Origin of the sequence: Delftia sp. WSY_10 (genome assembly GCF_043104705.1) — a bacterium.
Classification (GTDB): domain Bacteria; phylum Pseudomonadota; class Gammaproteobacteria; order Burkholderiales; family Burkholderiaceae_C; genus Comamonas; species Comamonas tsuruhatensis.
Window position 1 is genome coordinate 275,179 of the sequence record NZ_JBICKY010000035.1, and the last position, 18,247, is coordinate 293,425.

Consider the following 18,247-nt stretch of genomic DNA (forward strand, 5'->3'; position numbering starts at 1 on the left):
CACTCACCCGGCCTGCAACAGAAATGGCAGAGCCGCGTCCAGCAGTGCGTCGGGCGCCTCCTCGGCAATGTAGTGCCCGCAGGCCAGTGGCCGACCGCGCACATCGTCGGCCACGAGCTGCCACTCGCGCAGCGGATCGAAGCAGCGGTGCACCACGCCCTCCTCGCCCCAGAGCACCAGCAGCGGCATGGACAGCCTGCGCCCCAGCCGGCGGTCCTCGCGGTCATGATCCAGGTCGATGCCGGCCGAGGCGCGGTAGTCCTCGCACATGCCGTGCGCGCTGCCCGGCAGCGCCAGGCAGCGCTGGTACTCGTCCAGCGCCCGGGGATCGAAGGGCGCCAGGCCGGCGCTGCGCCGGCCCATGATCTCGCGCACATAGGCGGCGGGGTCGGCCTCGATCAGGCGCTCGGGCAGCGGCGCGGGCTGGATCAGGAAGAACCAGTGCCAGTAGGCGCGCGCAAAGGCCTCGCCGGTCTGCTCGTACATGGCCAGCGTGGGCGCAATGTCCAGCAGCACCAGACGCTGCACGCTCGCGGGATAGTCCATGGCCAGCCGGTGCGCCACGCGCGCGCCCCGGTCATGCGCCAGCACGCTGAAATGCTCATGGCCCAGCCGCGCCATCAGCCGCAGCAGGTCGCGGGCCATGGTGCGCTTGCTGTAGTTCACATGCTCGGGATCGCCGGCGGGGCGCGAGGAGTCGCCATAGCCGCGAAGGTCGGCCAGCACCACGGTGAACTGCTGCGCCAGCCGGGGCGCGACGCGGTGCCAGATGGCGCTGGTCTGCGGGTGGCCGTGCACCAGCAGCAGGGCCGGCCCCTGGCCGCCCACCCAGGCGTTGATCTCCACCCCGTCATCGACCGTGATGCGCTGCTGGCGCAGGCCCGGCATCCATGGATCTGTGTGCATCCCGGAGATTCCTTCTACGTTGTTCATGACTGTCAGCCTGCCATGCTAATCAGTAAACCAGGGTGCATAAATAGCAAAATACTGCATTGATCCATCAGTTCAATTTACGAATCAACCATCCACCGCATCCACCATGGACGGCTTTTCCGACCTGCGTTTCTTCTCGCTGCTGATCCGCGAAGGCAGCCTGGCCGCTGCGGCCCAGCAGATGGGCGTGACGCCGCCCGCCGTCAGCCGCCGCCTGTCCCTGCTGGAGCGGCGCCTGGGCGTGCGCCTGCTGCAGCGCACGACACGGCGCATCCACCTGACGCCCGAGGGCGAAGCCTACCTGCTGGACGGCGCGCGCATCCTGGCCGACCTGGAGACGCTGGAGCGCAGCATCTCGGGCACGCGCGCCACGGCGCGCGGCCCGCTGTCCATTGCCTGCACGCTGGGCTTTGGCCGCCAGCGGCTGGCGCCCGCGCTGTCGGCCTTTGCGCGCGCCTATCCCGAAGTGCAGGTGCAGCTGCAGCTGACGGACAGGCCCGTCAACCTGGTCGAGCAGGGCTTTGACGCCGTGGTGCGCTTTGGCGCCCTGCCCGACTCCGCCCTCACCGCCCGCCTGCTGCTGCCCAACCGCCGCGTGCTGTGCGCCGCGCCCTCCTACCTGGAAGCCCACGGCGAGCCGCGCCAGCCCGCCGACCTGCAGGCCCACCGCTGCATCGTGATCCGCGAGAGCGACGAAACCTATGGCAGCTGGCGCCTGAGCCGGCGCACGCGCCAGGGCCTGAGCGAGCACAACATCAAGGTCAACGGCGTGATGAGCACCAACGATGGCGCTGCAGCCCTGACCTGGGCACTGGACGGCCACGGCATCCTGCAGCGCTCGCTGTGGGACGTGGCCGCGCCGCTGGCCGCAGGCGCGCTGCGCGAGGTCCTGCCCCAATGGCAGCTGCCTGCGGCCGACATCTACCTGGTGCACGCCACGCGCAGCGAGATGTCGGCCAGAATACGCGCGCTCACCGGCTTTCTGGGCGACTGGTTTGCACAACGGCCTGAGCCGGACATGGCGCCCGCCTGAGCCCGGGCGCAATCTGCAACCTCGGCGGCAGGCAGGCTGTCATGCGCGTTCACCCCGCGCAGCGCAGGCCATGCGAACATGGCCCGCAACGACAACCACCACACCCAGGAGACAAGACACATGGCCACCGCCCGCTACCCCCAGCCCGAACTGTCCAGCCTGCCCGAGGACATCCGCACCCGCATCCTTGAAGTGCAGGAAAAGGCAGGCTTCATCCCCAACGTCTTCCTGGCCTTTGCGCGCCGCCCTGCCGAGTGGCGCGCCTTCTTCGCCTACCACGATGCCCTCATGCTCAAGGAGGAAGGCAGCCTGACCAAGGGCGAGCGCGAGATGATCGTCACCACCACCAGCGCGGCCAACCAGTGCCTGTACTGCGTGGTGGCCCACGGCGCCATCCTGCGCATCTACGAAAAGCAGCCCTACGTGGCCGACCAGGTGGCCGTCAACTACCGCAAGGCCGACATCAGCGCCCGCCAGCGCGCCATGCTGGACTTCGCAATGAAGGTCTGCGAGCGAAGCCATGAAATCTGCGAGGCCGACTTCGAGGCGCTGTACCCGCATGGCTTCGACGACGAGGACATCTGGGACATCGCCGCCATCACCGCCTTCTTCGGCCTGTCCAACCGCATGGCCAGCTTTGCCGGCATGCAGCCCAATCCCGAGTTCTTCCTCATGGGGCGCGTGCCGCGCGAGAAGAAATAAGGCGTCAGAGTGGGACGGCTTCATGGAAAATCCAATCCCGTAGCCTCCAATGATCCTAGGAATAATCTGAAAATAAGCTGAGAGATATTCTGGAAAATATCGGCCAAAGATCATGATTCGGTACGCTTTTCAAGATGGACGCTTGGCTATTTTCTTTTCTTGACAGTCATTAACACGGGATTCCTGATGTAGCGCATTAGCTGGATTCCCGCACTCCGGCGTAAAAAGAACCGTTCGAAGCCACCCTGCCGCCCAAGGGGGCTCTCTTGCCGGCCTCCCTGAAGATACACAGCATGGCCCTGCAGCCAGCCAAGAGCAGAACCAACTGCCCGAGCCACGCGTGCGCACCTGTCCAGTTTCTTCAGGGAGAACCCATGAATCCGGCAACAAAGGCAATTGCGGGCAGTCTGGCGCTGCTGATGGCAATGGCGGCATGGCCCGTCCATTCCCAGGAAGTCATTCCCGACTTCTACAAAGATCCGGGAATCCAACCCAATCGCAGCTATGTGAACCAGGGATTCGGTGAATTCATTGATCCATTCACCGGCGCACTGCAACTGCATTACGTGGATATCCACCTGCCCGGCAATGGCGGCTTCGACCTGAAAGTAGTACGTTCGTACAACAGCACATCGGTAGAGCCCACGAATCCGGCGCTCCATGAATCGCTGGCGGGCGTGGGCTGGAACATCCATTTTGGAAGGGTGCTCAAGTCCCGCGAAACCAGTATTTGCTTCAACAAGAACAGCCAGACCATCGCTGACAACCCCGTGCTGGAGCTGCCTGACGGCAGCCGCCAGCTCCTGGCTTTCACAGGCACGACCGCACCACTGCTGATCACCACGCAGCGTTGGCGCGCCGACTGCATCACCAGCGGCGCGGGTGGGCTGGCCGTCACATCACCCGACGGCACGCGCTACGACATGAACCAACTGGTCAATCTGGGTGGCGGCCCCTATCCCACATATGCCTGGTTGACGAGCCGCATCACGGACCGCAACGGCAACTACGCCACCATCCAGTACGCGGCGGCCGCCTCGCCGCAGATATCCAGCGTGGTCACAAGCGATGGTCGCTCAGTCCAGTTTTTCTATGCGGACAGCGGTATGGCGAGCCGGAGGATCACCGCCATCAGCGCGGCAGGCCAGACCTACCACTACGCCTATCAGGGCATCTCAAACGTCAGGGACAAATTCCAGCTCGGCTCCGTCACCCGGCCCGACGGTCTGCGCTGGATCTATGACTACAACGGGAACCTCAACAACACCCCCGGCAGCCACATCATGCGGCGCCTGACCTACCCTCAGGGGGGCTCCATCGGCTATCAATACGGTTTCGTCCACTTCGACACCCAGGCCAATCCCGCCAGCCGCTCTACCGTGGTCACGGCCAAGTCCACAAGCACGGGAGGCAACTGGTCCTTCAGCTACGCGCCCGGACGCCCCGGCGCACACGACGTAACCACCGTCAACACCCCCTCAGGCACCGTGACCTACCGGCACATAGGGCCCAATTACTCTAGCTCGGGCAGCGTATGGATGGTGGGCCTGCTGGCCTCCAAAAGCCTGGGTAGCAGCCAGACCGAGACCTACACCTGGGGCAAGCAGAAGATATCGAGCGAGAACAACTTCCGTCCCGGCGCCTTCGCTACCAAGGTCGATATCGGTGAATTCAACGCCCCGCTTCTTGCAGAGCGCACCATCACCCGAGACAACGCCAGCTATACGACCCGCTACAGCAACTTCGACACCTATGGCAATCCTGGCACGATCTCCGAATACGGCCCATCGAGCGGCAACCGCACCACCAGCCTGAGCTACTACATCAACCCGTCCAAATGGATAGTGCGCCAGGTGCAAAGCGAAAGCCATGCGGGCGGCAGCATATCGCGCAGCTTCGACGGCAATGGCAACATGACCTCCATCACCCGCGATGGCATCCAGACCCGCCACGCGTATGACGGCCAAGGCAACCTGAGCGCCACCACCTTCCCGCGAGGGCTGACACACTACTACGGTGGCTACAGGCGGGGAATAGCCCAATCGGAATCGCAGCCCGAGGGCATTTCCATCTCGCGGACGGTCAGCGATGCGGGCAACGTCACTTACGAGACTCGGGGTGACGGCAGTACCTGGACCTATGGCTATGACGGTCTCAACCGCATCATCTCCGTCGGCTATCCCACAGGCAACAGCGTCCAGATCAGCCATGGCACCACCACGCGCACCGTCAGCCGGGGAGCGCTCACCCAGACCACCAGCTTCAACGGCTTCGGTCAGCCCGTGTCCGTCAACCATGGCGGCATCGTGCGAAGTTTCAGCGTCGACGCGCTGGGCCGCAGAACCTTTGAATCCGACCCGGGCACCAGCGCAGGAACCGCCTACCGGCACGACATCCTGGACCGCGTCATCTCCATACGCCATGCGGATGGCAGCACGCAGGGCATAGGCTACGGCCCCGCCACACGCGCCGTGGTGGACGAACGCGGTCTGACAACCACCTACCGCTACCGCGCCTACGGCGACCCCGACCAGCCGCTGCTGATGGCCATCTCCACACCGGAGCCGTCCACCAACCTGTCCATCGGCCGCAATGCCAGGGGACTGGTGACCTCAGTCACGCAAGCGGGCATCACACGAAGCTACGGCTACAACGGCAGCTACCAACTGACATCCATCACACACCCAGAGACCGGCACCACAAGCCTGGGCCGCGATGCCGCAGGCAACATGATTTCAAGGATCACAGGGACCGTAGGCACCATCCAATACCGATACGACGGGCACAACCGCCTGCAGTCCATCAGCTACCCCGGCTCCACCCCGGACGCCACGTACAGCTACGACAGGGCCCACCGCCTGCTGAGCACGGCCACATCCGAAGCCACACGTCGCTTCACCTACGACCGCAACGGCAACCTCACGCGGGAGGAGTTGGCTGCAGGTGGCTTCAATTGGAATGCTGGCTACAGCTACAGCGGCAATGACCAATTGGCATCCATCACCTACCCACTGTCTGGCTCCACCGTCAGCTACACACTGGACAGTCTGGGCAGACCCACGGCCATGCCCGGCTACATCAGCAGCGTCAGCTACTGGCCGTCCCGCCAGATCCAGCGCATCGCCTATGCCAACGGAGTGCAGTCCGAATATGGCCAGAACGAAAGGCTGCTTCCCGCCTCGTTCGCCACCTCGCGCCAGGGCAGCTATTTCCACCGATCCATCCTGACCTATGACCGCACGGGCAATCTCACCAGCGTGAGGGATACGGCCGATGCGGACTATGACCGTACCTTCGGCTATGACGGCGTGCACAGACTGGTATCCATGGGCACCTCCAGGGGGCGCGGAAGCATCAGCTACAGCGGCTCCGGCAACATTACCCGCCAGAGCCTGGGCAGCGAACTGATCGACTACCGCTACGACAGCCGCCACCGCCTGTCCTCCATCACCGTCAATGGCGGCCCGACCAACCACTTCACCTACGACACGGCGGGTAACTTCATCCAGAGCAGCCAGAAGTCCTACACCTACAACGCCGTCCCCAACCTGCTGTGCGCCGACTGCTGGGGCAATTCCCCCATCCGTTATGCCTACGACGGCGACCAGAAACGCACCCACACCACCAAGGCAGGCGTCACCACCTACGAGTTCCATGGTGTGCACGGCAACCTGCTCGCGGAATACGGCTCCGGCCAGCTCACCGAATACATCTACCTCAACGGCAAGCGCATTGCACAGAAAGTGAGCGCCCGATGAAGAACGCCATCCGCCAATCCTGCCGGCGCCTGCTGGCAGTTGCCGCGCTGCTTCTGGCAGCCCTGCTGACCACGCCCGGTGCGCTAGCCCAGGCCACCGTCACCTACTTCCACAACGACGCTGCAGGCACGCCCTGGCTGGCCACCAACCAATCCGGCGCCGTACTCTGGAAGGAAAACTACCTGCCCTATGGCTACCGCCAGAAGGTGGAGCCGGCCATCGCGGACAACACGCTGTGGTTCGCTGGCAGGCCCTACGACCCCGATACGGGCATGACCTACATGGGCGCGCGGTACTACATGCCGCTGCTGGGCCGGTTCACGGGCATGGACCCCAAGGAGATGAATCCCGAGCAGATCCACAGCTTCAACCGCTACGCCTACGCCAACAACAACCCCAACAGCTACATCGATCCGGACGGCAAGCTTGCCGAAACCGTCTGGGACGCGTTCAATATTTCCCTGGGCTTCCAGAGCCTGGTCAGCAATGTCCAGGAAGGGAACTGGAGCGGTGCCACGGTGGATGCGGCGGGTATCGCGATTGATGGGGTTGCGGCGGCGATACCTGTGGTACCTGGAGGGGTTGGGGCGAGTATTGCGGCGTATCGGGCTATAGAAGGCACAGTATGGGGGCTATCCGTCTCCCAAACCAAGCTAGCCCTGTCTTCTGCACAAAATGCATATAAAGGCAGTACCGTTGTTGGACATGCTCTAGCGAAGCACTCGGGAAGACATCCTGAGACATGGGGAAAGATGAGCGGCTCTATGGGAACATGGAACGAGCAAGGAATGAATCATTTTCGCGACATAATTCGCTCCCCTGGGAAATTCACACAAAAGAAAGCTGAAAATGGGCCAGCCTTTCTAGAAAAAAGAATTGAAGATGGACGTGGCGTAAGATTAAATATGGATGGAACATTTAAAGGATTTCTAGACTAATGACGACCGAACTTATTGAGCTTGTTTTCGACAAAATTCCAGATAATTTACTTAATATTTTAGTTGCAAATATAATCCAATCCTACAACATTTTAGAAATATCTCATAGTGAATTGGGAAAAATTGCCGATCTCCATAATGATCACGATTTTATACAACACCTCAAGTCCGGACCTACCCCTGCCTCCATTTTCATAACATCAACTTGGGCAAGCATTGGGAAAGTAAAGATTCGTCAGCCTCTCATCCGGCTACTTCGTTTTGAGCAGATAAATGAGGTAAGTATTATTTTCTCGAATAACGATATAGATGAAATTGATTCAAAAAATATCATCATGTCGCTTGCACTCGGCTCGAAATATCTTTCAAAAATATCTCATTCAGATGATTACTACTGTGGTTACGAGCCAGCAACAGACCAAGAAACCAGATTTTTCTCAAAGGATACTATAGGACCTTTGAATAAAATATAGCGTACAAAATATCGCAAATAACTGCCAGGTCCTTGAGGGATTGGGGCGAGTATTGCGGCCTATCGTTCAGGCGCCAAAAGCGTCACTGTTACAGAAGAGGTAATTCGTGCAGCCCTAAAGACTCCGATATGCAAACCATCCAAATATCGATATCACAGCCTGTGGTAGAGAGATATGTCCGACGCTTGGAAGCCGGAGACGTTGCACCGCCCATAAAATCTGATGAAAAAATTGTCGATGGCCACCATAGATATATTGTGGGAAGAATTGTAGGAAAGGAACCTGCACAAACTCCTGGGGCTCTATCTCCAAGGCAGATAACAAAAATAAATCCCATACAAAATTTAGAAATAAAACATAGAGATTGATGCCGTATCTCCTCAAGGAGCCAATCTAAATTGATTGAACTTGCACAGAGCACTATTTGAGGAGGCAGACCTTTCTGGCGCCGGTTTTTCCAATGCAAATTTGCGAAGCGCACTATTTACACGTGCAGTATTAATTCAAGCAAATTTCGAAGGTCCAAAAATAATGAATACGGTACTGACAGCAGCAAATCTAGAAAAAGCAAATCTTATGAACGCCGAATTGGATGCTGCAGATTTCTCTCAAGCCAATTTACGGGGAGCCAATCTACAAGGCGCAGAGCTCGATTCCTGCAGATTTTTTGGCGCAGATCTTAGAGGTGCAAATTTGGCTAACGTACGCATTACGAAAACAGACTTTAGAGATGCGTTATTTGATGAAAATACAATATTTCCAAAAGATTTTCACTCTTCTCGCAATTCATTTTAAAAGAATTATGAATTTTCGAAATTCGTTTCTAACAATCTCTCTACATCCGCCCGACGAAGTCATTCCACCACGCAATTATCCTGAGCTATGAATATGTCAGAATACTATGGACCCACGGTAAAGGCAGCCAAAATGGCCAGCACTTTGATTGGAATAACCACTAGCGGCAAAGAACAGGATTGGGAAATAGAATTTGCAGATCCTGAAATTATTCCCAGATTATTGAATTCACTAGAATTGAGAGAATTCGACGACGAGGCAAAGACTGCACTCTATCTTTTGCTGCTTGCCTCCTTAGAACTAGAGTTCTCTTCTGGAAAGAAAAATCAACTGCATATTGTCAAAACAAAAGAAATCATCGACGGCGACAAAAAATCTTTGGAGAAGATGCAATTTTATTGGATACATCTAAAAAAGTCGGAACATCAATCTCTTATGAAAGATATCCTACATATTCAAAGTTTCAATAGTTCTATTTAAAAATAGCGCGCATGGCAATTTTTCCTGCAATAAAGCAACGTTCAGCCATCCGAATACATTCGACTCAAAAGCAAGCGCGTTGACCGAATTCTTCCTCATGGGGCGCGTGCCGCGCGAGAAGAAGTAGGCTGGCCGACCTGTGCCCCCTGGCGCACCGCAGCACCCTCGACCAAACCCCGGCATATCTCCCCCACCTGCCCCACGGCCCCCAGCAGGCGCGGCGTGGGCTCGTTGGCGCAGTTCAGGCGCAGGTGGTTGGGCAGGTCCGAGCGCGATGAGAACAGCGGGCCGGGGCTGACGCCAATGCCCAGCTCCAGCGCGCGGCGGTGCACCTCCAGTGCATTGACCTGGCGCGGCAACTCCACCCACAGCAGAAAGCCCGCGCGCGGGGCCGAGACGCGGGTGCCGGGCGGAAAGCTGGCCTCGACCCTGGCCGTGACGGCCTGCACCCCGGCCTGCACGCGGGACTTGAGACGGCGCAGGTGCCGGTCGTAGTCGCCGCTGGCAAGCACCTCGCTCACGGCGGCCTCCAGCAGCGGCGCACCGGCCCAGTCGCCCGCCAGGCGCACCTGCAGCACCTGGGCATGGAAGCGGCCCGCCGCAATCCAGCCCACGCGCCAGCCCGGCGCCAGGGTCTTGGACACCGAGCCGCAATACAGCACGTTGCCGCTGCCGTCGAAGGCCTTGCAGGCCGGCGGGCGCTGTCCGTCGCCGGCAAGGTCGCCATAGACATCGTCTTCGATCAAGGGAATGCCCGCCCGCTCCAGCAGCGCCACCAGGGCCTGCTTGCGCTCCACCGGCATGCTGGCGCCCAGCGGGTTCTGCACGGTGGGCGATGCCAGCACGGCAGCCGGCCGGTGGCGGGCAATGGCCTCGGCCAGCGGCTCCAGCAGCAGGCCTTCGCGGGGATCGGTGGCAATCTCCAGCGCCTTCAGGCCCAGGTCCTCCAGCAGTAGCAGGCTGCCGAAATAGGCGGGCCGCTCAACGGCCACGACATCGCCGGGCTTGCACACGGCGCGCAGCGCCAGCCGCACGGCCTGGGTGGCGCCTGCCGTCAGGACCAGGTCGTCGGGGCCGAAGCGCGCACCCCATTGCGCGGCCCGGGCCGCGATCTGGCCGCGCAGGTCGGCGCGGCCCGGCGGCATGCTGTAGGTCTGCCCGTGCGCGTCCAGGCGGCGCCCGGCGGTCTGCAGCGCGCGCTGCAGCCGGGCCGTGGGCAGCCAGGCCGGATCGGGCAATGCCGCACCCAGCGGGATCAGGCGCGTGTCGGGACTGCTGAACAGCGAGCGCGCCAGGGCCGACAGGGTCACGGGCACGGGGCGCGACGACGGACGGGACGCCTGCAGCGCCGCGCCGCCGGTTGCCTGCCGCACAAAGTAGCCCGAGCGCGGGCGCGCGACGATCAGGCCCTCGGCCTCCAGGCAGCGCAGCGCCTCCAGCGCGGTGGGCAGGCTGACCTGTTCGCGCTCGGCCAGGCTGCGGGCGGAGATCAGCCTGTCGCCGGGGCGCAGTGCGCCGCAGGCCAGCGTCTGGCGCAGGGCCTGGGCAATGCGGCGGTACTGGGGCAAGGGTTCGTTGGTGGTGGGCATGCCAATCTGTACAGGTCAGTTTTCTTGGATTCTGCTTATACAGGCATTGGCTGCCCGGATTTATCGTTGCAGCCATCAAGCAACCCGAGGAAACCCATGCAAGCCAGCAATTTCGATCTCCAGGCCTATTTCCGCCGCATCGGCTTCAGTGCCGGTGACTCCGCCAAGGCCGATACCGCCACCTTGCATGCGCTGATGCGCCACCAGTTGTTCGCGGTGCCTTTCGAGAATCTCGACGTGCAGGCCGGCAAGATCGTCTCTCTGGTGCCCGAAGACATTGCGGGCAAGATCCTCGGCGGCGCCCGTGGCGGCTACTGCTACGAGGTGAACGGCCTGTTCGCCATGGCGCTGCAGGCCCTGGGCATTGCCTACCGCTTTGTGGCGGCGCGGCCCATGTTCTATCCGGCACGCCGGCCCCGCACCCACATGGCCCTGGTGGCCGAGGTCGAGGGACGGCGCTGGCTGTGCGACCTGGGCTTTGGCAGCTACGGCATACGCGCCCCCATGGCCCTGGACGAGCTGGACACCGAGGTCCGCCAGGACGGCGACACCTTCCGCCTGAGCCTGGACGACCAGGGCGAATACCTGCTGCAGGCCCGCGTGGACGGTGAATGGGCCAACCAGTACGCCTTCAACCTGTCGCCCCAGGAATGGGTGGATTTCGCCCCCGCCAACTACCTGAACTCCACGCACCCGGATGCCATCTTCGTGCAAAAGCGGGTGGTGGTGCTGCACCAGCCGGCCGGCCGCATGATCCTGGTGGGCGACGCGCTCAAGACCATCACGGCCAGCGGCACCGAGACCAGGCAGCTGGCCCCTGATGAAATCCAGCACGTGCTGGGCAGCCTGTTCGGGCTGGCGACCGAGCGCCAGGCGGCTGCCCTGTGCTGAGCCTCTAAGCCAGGCGGGTCGAATCCCGCTCGATCAGCTCGAACCCCAGGTCGAACGCCGAGCGCCCGGCACTGCGGCCCTGGCAGCGGGCCAGCACGAGTTCGGCGGCCAGGCGGCCTATGCCCGGCCCGTCCACATGCACGGTGGTCAGCGACGGCAGCAGATGGGCCGCGAAATCGGCATTGCCGAAGCCCGAGACGGCCAGGTCCACGGGCACGCGCAGGCCGCGCGCCTGGGCTTCCACCAAAATGCCGTGGGCCAGCATGTCCGAGCTGCAGACCACGGCCTGCAGATCAGGCTGCTGCGCCAGCAACTGGCCCAGCGCCTGCCGGCCCAGCTCCAGGCTGCCGGGCGCGGACACGGTGACCGTGGGCACCTCGCGGCCCCAGGCTGCGAGAAAGCCCTCGCGCCGCTGCTGGGCCCGGTGGTCGCTGCCCGTGGCCATGCCCACGCGCTGCAGGCCGCGCGAGAGGAAATAGCCGGCCAGCGCGCTGCCCACCTTGAGGTGGGAAAAGCCCACCACCATGTCCAGCGGCCGGTCGCTGAAGTCCCAGGTTTCCACCACGGGAATGCCGGTCCTGCGCAGCCGCTCGCGCGCCTTGCCGGACTGCACCAGGCCCATCATCACAATGCCGTCGGGCTGGCGCCCGATCATGGCGTTGAGCACCTCCTCCTCGCGCTGCTCGTCGTAGAAGGTCTGGCCCAGCAGCAGCTGATAGCCCTCCTGCGCCAGCGTGGCCGTCAATGACTGCACCGTGGGCAGGAACTGCGACACCGACAGCGCGGGCACCACGCCGGCCACCATGCGGCTGCGGCGGGACTTGAGCCCGCCGGCCAGCAGGTTGGGGATGTAGCCCGTGGCCTCCACGGCCTGGCGCACGCGCTCGCGCGTCTTCTCCGAAACGATGGAAGGATTGCCCAGTGCGCGCGAGGCCGTGATCAGCGAGACGCCGGCCGCCTCGGCCACGTCGTGCAGCGTGGCGGGCCTGGGGGGTGTGGGTGTGTTCATGGGCAAGCGCGATCGCGGGCGGGTATCGGGGACGGGCCTGAAGATAGCAGACCGCCCTCCACGCACGGGCGCCAGGCCTGCCCTGCATCGCAGAAATCGTGATTGACAGCCAAAATGACAACGATATCATTTTGCTGAAAGCGCAAATCCTTGCATCTACAAAATGGCATCGGCGCTTTTTCATTTCCCCGGAAATGACAACGATGTCATTCACAAATCAGGAGACAAGATGAATCACACTCTTCGTGCCATGGCGCTGGCCCTGGCCGCACTCGCTGCTTTTTCTGCGTCGGCCCAGGCCTGGCCAGACAGGCCCGTCACCCTGGTCGTGCCCTTCCCCGCCGGCGGCTCCACCGACCAGGTCGCGCGCGCCGTGGCGCCCAGGCTGGGCGAGAAGCTCAGGCAGTCCTTCGTGGTGGAAAACAAGGCCGGCGCCACGGGCACCATCGGCGCGGCCTTCGTGCAGCGCGCGGCGGCGGACGGGCAGACCTTTCTCGTCACCTCGCTGGGCCCGCTGGTCATCGTGCCCCACCTGATCAAGAACCTGCCCTACGACGCGCTCAAGGACTTCGACCTGATCACCGTGGCCGTGCAGTCGCCCAACGTGCTGGTCGTGCCTGCAAGCTCGCCGCACAACAGCGTGGCCGACGTGGTCGCCCACCTCAAGGCCCACCCGGGCAAGATGAGCTTTGCCTCGGCCGGCCACGGCTCCAGCGACCACCTGACGGCCGAACTGTTCTGGCAGCAAACGGGCACCCAGGGCGTGCACATCCCCTACAAGGGTGGCGCGCCCGCCCATGCCGACCTGATCGGCGGCCAGGTCGATGCCTCGTTCCAGAACATCAATGCCGTGATCCAGCACATCCGGGCCGGCAAGATGCGCGCCCTGGCCGTGACCAGCCCGCGCCGCTCGCCCGTGCTGCCGGACCTGCCCACGCTGGCCGAGGCCGGGGTGAAGAACGTGGAGGTCGCCTCCTGGCAGGCCATCGTCGCGCCCAAGGGCCTGCCGCCTGCGCTGCGCGACAAGGCGCATGCGGCCTTTGTCGAGGCGCTCAACGATCCCCGGGTGCGCGAGCAGTTCGTCTCCATCGGCTACGAGATGGTGGCCGGCACGCCCCAGCAGTTCGCCGAGTTCCAGCGCCAGGAATACGCGCGCTGGAAGTCGGTCATCGAGGCCGGAAAGATCAGCATCGACTGATGCCTGCCCCTGTCCTTTTCCCAACCACCGCACTCCCGCAGCCATGACCTCTTCCGCGCTCTCCGAAACCACCAGCCAGGACCGCATCCAGTGGATACGCCTGTCGTCCTGCTACCTCCCCCTGGCCCGGCCCATCAGCGATGCCAAGGTGCTCACGGGCCGCCAAAAGCCCATGACCGAGGTAGCCATGCTGTTCGCCGAGATCCAGACCCGCGACGGCCACCGGGGCCTGGGCCTGAGCTACGCCAAGCGCGCAGGCGGCCCCGGCCAGTTCGCCCATGCCAGCGAGATCGCGCCCACCCTGCTGGGCGAAGACCCCAGCGACATCGCACGGCTGTGGACGCGCATGTGCTGGGCCGGCGCCTCCGTGGGCCGCAGCGGGCTGGCCGTGCAGGCCATCGCGGCCTTTGATGTGGCGCTGTACGACATCAAGGCGCGCCGCGGGGACCTGCCGCTGTCCAAGCTGCTGGGCTCGCAGCGCGAATCCGTGCGCTGCTACAACACCTCGGGCGGCTTTCTGCACACGCCGCTCGATGAGCTCAAGCGCAACGCCAGCGCCTCGCTGGAGCGCGGCATTTGCGGCATCAAGCTCAAGGTGGGCCAGCCCGACTGCGCGCTGGACATACGGCGCGTGGAGGCCATGCGCGCCCACCTGGGCGATGCCGCGCCCATCATGGTCGATGCCAACCAGCAATGGGACCGCCCCACGGCCCAGCGCATGTGCCGTGTCTTCGAGGAATTCAACCTGGTCTGGATCGAGGAGCCGCTGGACGCCTACGACCACGAAGGCCATGCCGCGCTGGCCGCGCGCTTCGACACGCCGATCGCCACCGGCGAGATGCTGACCAGCGCCGCCGAGCACGGCGATCTCATACGCCACCGCAGCGCCGACTTCCTCATGCCCGACGCGCCGCGCGTGGGCGGCATCACGCCCTTCCTGCAGATCGCGGCCCAGGCCGAACTGGCCCACCTGAGCCTGGCGCCCCACTTCGCCATGGAGCTGCATGTGCACCTGGCCGCCACCTGCGCCAACGAGCCCTGGGTGGAACACTTCGACTGGCTGGAGCCGCTGTTCAACGAACGCCTGGAAATCGCCAATGGCCGCATGCTCGTGCCCACCCGCCCCGGCCTGGGACTGAGCCTGAGCGAGCAGGCACGGCACTGGACGCGCGAAAGCGTGGAGTTCGGGGAGCGGGGTTGAGGGTGCCTACCCATCCAGCCCGTACTTGCGGATCTTGTCGTGCAGCGTGGTCTTGGGGCTGCCCAGGGCTTCGGCCGTGCGCGCCAGGCTGCCGCCGTGGCGGCGCAGGGCGTCGGCGATGAGGGCGCGCTCGAAGGCCTCGACGGTGGCGGACAGCGGCCGGGGTGCGGTGTCCTGCGCGGTGGTGCCGGCCGGCTGGCCGAAGGGGGGCGAGCCGGCCTCGATGCCCAGCACCGTGCGCTCGGCCACGTTGCGCAGCTCGCGCACGTTGCCGGGCCAGTCATAGCCCAGCAACTGCTGCACGCGCGCGGTGGTCAGCTCGGGCACGGGCCGCTGGTGGCGCGCCGCGCCCTGCAGCGCGAAATGCTCGAACAGCAGCGGCACGTCCTCGCGCCGCTCGCGCAGCGGCGGCAACGAGACGGTGGCCACGTTCAGGCGGTAGTAGAGGTCGGCGCGGAACAGGCCCTGCCTGCTGAGTTCGAGCAAATCCACCTTGGTGGCCGCGATCACACGGCAGTCGATGGGGATCAGGGTATTGGAGCCCAGGCGCTCCAGCACGCGTTCCTGCAGCACGCGCAGCAGCTTGATCTGCATGGGCACGGGCATGCTCTCGATCTCGTCCAGGAACAGCGTGCCGCCGCTGGCGTGCTCCAGCTTGCCGATGCGCTTCTTGCCCGCGCCGGTATAGGCGCCGGCCTCGCTGCCGAACATTTCGCTGTCGAACAGCGTGTCGGGCAGGCCGCCGCAGTTGACGGCCACGAAATTGCCATCGCGCCGCGCGCTGGCTTCGTGCAGGCAGCGCGCCACCAGTTCCTTGCCCGTGCCGGTCTCGCCCTGGATCAGCACATCGGCCGCGCTTTGCGCCAGCCCCGTGAGCATCTGGCGCAGCTGGCGCATGTTGGGCGCGCGGCCTATCAGCCGGTGCTCCAGGCTGTCGCGTTGGTCCAGCTGCTGGCGCAGCGCCCGCACTTCCAGCACCAGGCGCCGGCGCTCCAGGGCGCGGCGCACGGCGCCGACCAGGGTTTCGGGGGCGAAGGGTTTCTGGATGAAGTCCTGGGCGCCGTCCTTCATGGCCTGCACGGCCATGGAGATGTCGCCGTGGCCGGTGATCAGCACCACGGGCAGCTCGGCATCCATGGCCACCAGTTCGCGCAGGAAGGCCATGCCGTCCATGCGCGGCAGGCGGATGTCGCTGACTACGATGCCCGCGAAGTCGCGCGACAGGCGCCGGCGCGCCTGCTCGGCGCTGCCCACGCTTTCGCAGGCGATGCCTTCGAGCTGCAGCGCCTGCTCGCAGCCGAGCACGATGTCGGGGTCATCCTCGATGATCAGGACTTTGAGGGCGTCGGTCATGGTGTGTCGGCAGAGGGTGTGGAGGGAGCCAGGGCCAGGCTCAGCGTGAAGACGGCGCCGCCGCCCGGATGGTTGCTGCCCGTCAGCGTGCCGCCGCATTCACGCACGATGCCGGCCGACAGCGCCAGCCCCAGGCCCAGGCCCACGCCCTCTTCCTTGGTGGTGAAAAACGGCTGGAACAGATGGGCCTGCGCCGCTTCGCTCAGGCCCGGCCCGTGGTCGCGCACGGTGACCTGGGCGCGGCCATCGGCCACGGCGCAGGCCAGCTCCAGGCAGGGCGCGGGCTGGCCGCGCATGGCGTCCAGGGAGTTGTTGATCAGGTTGATCAGCACCTGCTCGATGCGGTTGCGGTCGCACCAGGCCACGGCCTCGGGCACGCCGTCATCGCGCAGGATGCGGGCGCCGGTCTCGGCCACGCGCGACTCCAGCACGGCCAGCGCATTGTCCAGGGCACGCGCCAGCGGCACGGCCTGGCTGGCGCCGCTGGACTTGCGCGCGAAGTTGCGCAGCTGGCCGGTGATGCGGCCCATGCGGTCGGCCAGCTGCGCCATGCGCTCCAGGTTCACGCGCGTGGTTTCGGTATCGCCGCGCTCCAGAAAGCGCTGGCTGTTGCCGGCCAGGGTGCGCAGCGCCGTCAGCGGCTGGTTGAGTTCATGGGCCACGCCCGTGGACAGCTGGCCTATCACGGCCAGCTTGCCGGCCTGCACCAGTTCGTCCTGGGCGGCGCGCAGCGTGGCCTCGGCGTGGGTGCGCTCGGCCACCTCGGCCTGCAGCGCCTCGTTGGCGGCCGACAGGTCGGCCGTGCGCTGCTCCACCTTGCGCTCGAGCTCGTCGTGCGCGGCCTGCAGCGCCTCGCGCGCGGCCAGCCGGTCGCGCAGGTGGCGGCGGCGCTCGTTGACCATCATGGCCAGCAGCAGCACAAAGGCCGCGCCCACGGCCGCGGCCAGCGCGCGGCTCTGGGCCAGCTGGTCGACCTGCTCCAGGTGCGAGAGCACGGTGATCGTCCAGGGCGTGCCCGGCAGCTGGCGCGACTGGGCGAGGAAGCGGCCGCTGACCGGGTAGACCGAGCCCGGCGATTCCTCGCCATGGCGGGCAATGCGCACCAGGCGCGCGCCCTGGCCCAGGTCGCGCAGCACCTGCAGGCCCAGCGGCTCCAGCGCGCGGCGGTTGTACTGGCGCGTGTGGTCGAAGGCGGCGCGCGTGCCCTCGTCCAGCGTGCGCAAGGTGGTGAATTTCCAGTCGGAGACCGTGCCCAGGATGACGACGCCGTTCTCGTCGCCCACCAGCACGGGCGCCTCCACCGTGGACCACGATTGCTCCAGCTGGTCCAGGCTGACCTTGACCACGGCCACGCCCAGCGTGTGGGTGTCGTCGCCCAGGGTGGAGGCCAGGTAGTAGCCGGGCTCGCCGCGCGTGGTGCCAATGCCGAAGAAGCGCGCGCTGCCCGTGGCCATGGCCGTGCGGTAGTAGGGGCGAAAGCTCAGGTCCTCGCCCATGTAGCTGTCGGAGCGCCGCCAGTTGCTGGAGGCCACGACGTGGCCGCGCGCATCGACCAGGTAGGCGGTCAGCGTGCCCGCGCGGTCGTTGAGCTGCTCCAGGTAGGCGTTGACGCGGTTGGTGAGCTGCTCGTCGCCGGGCTCGGCCAGCAGCCTTTGCACATTGCCTTCCAGTGCCAGCACGTCGGGCAGGAAGGCGTATTTGCCGATCTCGCGCTGCAGGCTGGCGCCGTACAGCTCCAGCCGGTGCATGCCCGTGGCACGCAGATCGGCGATGCCCAGCCGCTGCGCCATCAGGTACGCACCCCAGCCGCTCAGCCCGCTCAGGGCAAGCCACAGCAAAAGCAGGATGAGCTGGCGCAGGGGGCGGCGGGCGGGCATGGTGAAGGCACCAATGT

Annotated in this window: 16 protein-coding genes; 11 read left to right on the plus strand and 5 right to left on the minus strand. The window is 64.2% G+C overall.

Annotated elements, in window-relative coordinates:
* Positions 1-3: 3 nt before the first annotated feature.
* Positions 4-906, minus strand: coding sequence for an alpha/beta fold hydrolase (locus ACF8ML_RS17015; RefSeq protein WP_392407481.1), 903 nt, complete (start codon positions 904-906; stop codon positions 4-6).
* Between the two features lie 133 nt (positions 907-1,039).
* On the opposite strand from ACF8ML_RS17015, the gene ACF8ML_RS17020 reads away from it, so the two are divergent.
* The 8 genes from ACF8ML_RS17020 (at position 1,040) to ACF8ML_RS17055 (ending at position 9,112) form a co-directional block, all read left to right on the plus strand.
* Positions 1,040-1,966, plus strand: a complete 927-nt coding sequence (locus ACF8ML_RS17020; RefSeq protein WP_392407482.1) for a LysR family transcriptional regulator — start codon at positions 1,040-1,042, stop codon at positions 1,964-1,966.
* A gap of 120 nt (positions 1,967-2,086) precedes the next feature.
* Positions 2,087-2,668 (plus strand): peroxidase-related enzyme, encoded by a 582-nt coding sequence (locus tag ACF8ML_RS17025; RefSeq protein ID WP_013801997.1) that lies wholly within the window; start codon positions 2,087-2,089, stop codon positions 2,666-2,668.
* Between the two features lie 374 nt (positions 2,669-3,042).
* Positions 3,043-6,426, plus strand: coding sequence for a DUF6531 domain-containing protein (locus tag ACF8ML_RS17030; protein WP_392407483.1), 3,384 nt, complete (start codon positions 3,043-3,045; stop codon positions 6,424-6,426).
* On the plus strand, positions 6,423-7,364 hold the full coding sequence (locus tag ACF8ML_RS17035) for an RHS repeat domain-containing protein (RefSeq protein ID WP_392407484.1): 942 nt from the start codon (positions 6,423-6,425) through the stop codon (positions 7,362-7,364). Before ACF8ML_RS17030 ends, ACF8ML_RS17035 begins: the two co-directional genes overlap by 4 nt.
* A complete protein-coding gene (locus tag ACF8ML_RS17040; RefSeq protein ID WP_392407485.1) occupies positions 7,364-7,837 on the plus strand; it encodes a hypothetical protein in 474 nt (157 codons plus the stop codon). Before ACF8ML_RS17035 ends, ACF8ML_RS17040 begins: the two co-directional genes overlap by 1 nt.
* 128 nt (positions 7,838-7,965) lie before the next feature.
* Positions 7,966-8,205: a hypothetical protein gene (locus ACF8ML_RS17045; protein WP_392407486.1), complete on the plus strand. Its 240-nt coding sequence runs from the start codon at positions 7,966-7,968 to the stop codon at positions 8,203-8,205.
* 34 nt (positions 8,206-8,239) lie between these two features.
* The gene (locus ACF8ML_RS17050) at positions 8,240-8,632 is read left to right on the plus strand and encodes a pentapeptide repeat-containing protein (RefSeq protein WP_392407487.1); all 393 of its coding nucleotides are present in this window, start codon (positions 8,240-8,242) and stop codon (positions 8,630-8,632) included.
* Between the two features lie 93 nt (positions 8,633-8,725).
* A complete protein-coding gene (locus ACF8ML_RS17055) occupies positions 8,726-9,112 on the plus strand; it encodes a hypothetical protein (RefSeq protein WP_392407488.1) in 387 nt (128 codons plus the stop codon).
* A 95-nt stretch (positions 9,113-9,207) separates the two neighbouring features.
* Here the strand turns inward: ACF8ML_RS17055 and ACF8ML_RS17060 are convergent, their stop codons facing one another.
* Entirely contained in the window at positions 9,208-10,701 is a 1,494-nt protein-coding gene (locus ACF8ML_RS17060; RefSeq protein WP_392407489.1) for a PLP-dependent aminotransferase family protein, read from the minus strand.
* A 96-nt stretch (positions 10,702-10,797) separates the two neighbouring features.
* On the opposite strand from ACF8ML_RS17060, the gene ACF8ML_RS17065 reads away from it, so the two are divergent.
* Entirely contained in the window at positions 10,798-11,592 is a 795-nt protein-coding gene (locus ACF8ML_RS17065; protein ID WP_392407490.1) for an arylamine N-acetyltransferase, read from the plus strand.
* A gap of 4 nt (positions 11,593-11,596) precedes the next feature.
* Here the strand turns inward: ACF8ML_RS17065 and ACF8ML_RS17070 are convergent, their stop codons facing one another.
* Positions 11,597-12,601, minus strand: coding sequence for a LacI family DNA-binding transcriptional regulator (locus ACF8ML_RS17070; protein ID WP_017403823.1), 1,005 nt, complete (start codon positions 12,599-12,601; stop codon positions 11,597-11,599).
* 229 nt (positions 12,602-12,830) lie between these two features.
* Between ACF8ML_RS17070 and ACF8ML_RS17075 the strand changes: the two genes are divergently transcribed.
* Positions 12,831-13,799 (plus strand): Bug family tripartite tricarboxylate transporter substrate binding protein, encoded by a 969-nt coding sequence (locus ACF8ML_RS17075; RefSeq protein WP_392407491.1) that lies wholly within the window; start codon positions 12,831-12,833, stop codon positions 13,797-13,799.
* Positions 13,800-13,842: 43 nt separating this feature from the next.
* Complete coding sequence (locus ACF8ML_RS17080; protein WP_392407492.1) at positions 13,843-15,000, plus strand: mandelate racemase/muconate lactonizing enzyme family protein; 1,158 nt, start codon at positions 13,843-13,845, stop codon at positions 14,998-15,000.
* A gap of 6 nt (positions 15,001-15,006) precedes the next feature.
* On the opposite strand, the gene ACF8ML_RS17085 is transcribed toward ACF8ML_RS17080, so the two are convergent.
* Positions 15,007-16,353, minus strand: coding sequence for a sigma-54 dependent transcriptional regulator (locus ACF8ML_RS17085; RefSeq protein WP_017407471.1), 1,347 nt, complete (start codon positions 16,351-16,353; stop codon positions 15,007-15,009).
* Positions 16,350-18,230 (minus strand): ATP-binding protein, encoded by a 1,881-nt coding sequence (locus tag ACF8ML_RS17090; protein ID WP_016446284.1) that lies wholly within the window; start codon positions 18,228-18,230, stop codon positions 16,350-16,352. Before ACF8ML_RS17090 ends, ACF8ML_RS17085 begins: the two co-directional genes overlap by 4 nt.
* Positions 18,231-18,247 lie beyond the last annotated feature (17 nt).

What these genes read in the sequence shown, in the direction of transcription:
- ACF8ML_RS17015 (WP_392407481.1), bottom strand. Translation starts at nt 906, where the DNA reads ATGCACACAGATCCATGGATGCCGGGCCTGCGCCAGCAGCGCATCACG.
- ACF8ML_RS17020 (WP_392407482.1), top strand. Translation starts at nt 1,040, where the DNA reads ATGGACGGCTTTTCCGACCTGCGTTTCTTCTCGCTGCTGATCCGCGAA.
- ACF8ML_RS17025 (WP_013801997.1), top strand. Translation starts at nt 2,087, where the DNA reads ATGGCCACCGCCCGCTACCCCCAGCCCGAACTGTCCAGCCTGCCCGAG.
- ACF8ML_RS17030 (WP_392407483.1), top strand. Translation starts at nt 3,043, where the DNA reads ATGAATCCGGCAACAAAGGCAATTGCGGGCAGTCTGGCGCTGCTGATG.
- ACF8ML_RS17035 (WP_392407484.1), top strand. Translation starts at nt 6,423, where the DNA reads ATGAAGAACGCCATCCGCCAATCCTGCCGGCGCCTGCTGGCAGTTGCC.
- ACF8ML_RS17040 (WP_392407485.1), top strand. Translation starts at nt 7,364, where the DNA reads ATGACGACCGAACTTATTGAGCTTGTTTTCGACAAAATTCCAGATAAT.
- ACF8ML_RS17045 (WP_392407486.1), top strand. Translation starts at nt 7,966, where the DNA reads ATGCAAACCATCCAAATATCGATATCACAGCCTGTGGTAGAGAGATAT.
- ACF8ML_RS17055 (WP_392407488.1), top strand. Translation starts at nt 8,726, where the DNA reads ATGTCAGAATACTATGGACCCACGGTAAAGGCAGCCAAAATGGCCAGC.
- ACF8ML_RS17060 (WP_392407489.1), bottom strand. Translation starts at nt 10,701, where the DNA reads ATGCCCACCACCAACGAACCCTTGCCCCAGTACCGCCGCATTGCCCAG.
- ACF8ML_RS17065 (WP_392407490.1), top strand. Translation starts at nt 10,798, where the DNA reads ATGCAAGCCAGCAATTTCGATCTCCAGGCCTATTTCCGCCGCATCGGC.
- ACF8ML_RS17070 (WP_017403823.1), bottom strand. Translation starts at nt 12,601, where the DNA reads ATGAACACACCCACACCCCCCAGGCCCGCCACGCTGCACGACGTGGCC.
- ACF8ML_RS17075 (WP_392407491.1), top strand. Translation starts at nt 12,831, where the DNA reads ATGAATCACACTCTTCGTGCCATGGCGCTGGCCCTGGCCGCACTCGCT.
- ACF8ML_RS17080 (WP_392407492.1), top strand. Translation starts at nt 13,843, where the DNA reads ATGACCTCTTCCGCGCTCTCCGAAACCACCAGCCAGGACCGCATCCAG.
- ACF8ML_RS17085 (WP_017407471.1), bottom strand. Translation starts at nt 16,353, where the DNA reads ATGACCGACGCCCTCAAAGTCCTGATCATCGAGGATGACCCCGACATC.
- ACF8ML_RS17090 (WP_016446284.1), bottom strand. Translation starts at nt 18,230, where the DNA reads ATGCCCGCCCGCCGCCCCCTGCGCCAGCTCATCCTGCTTTTGCTGTGG.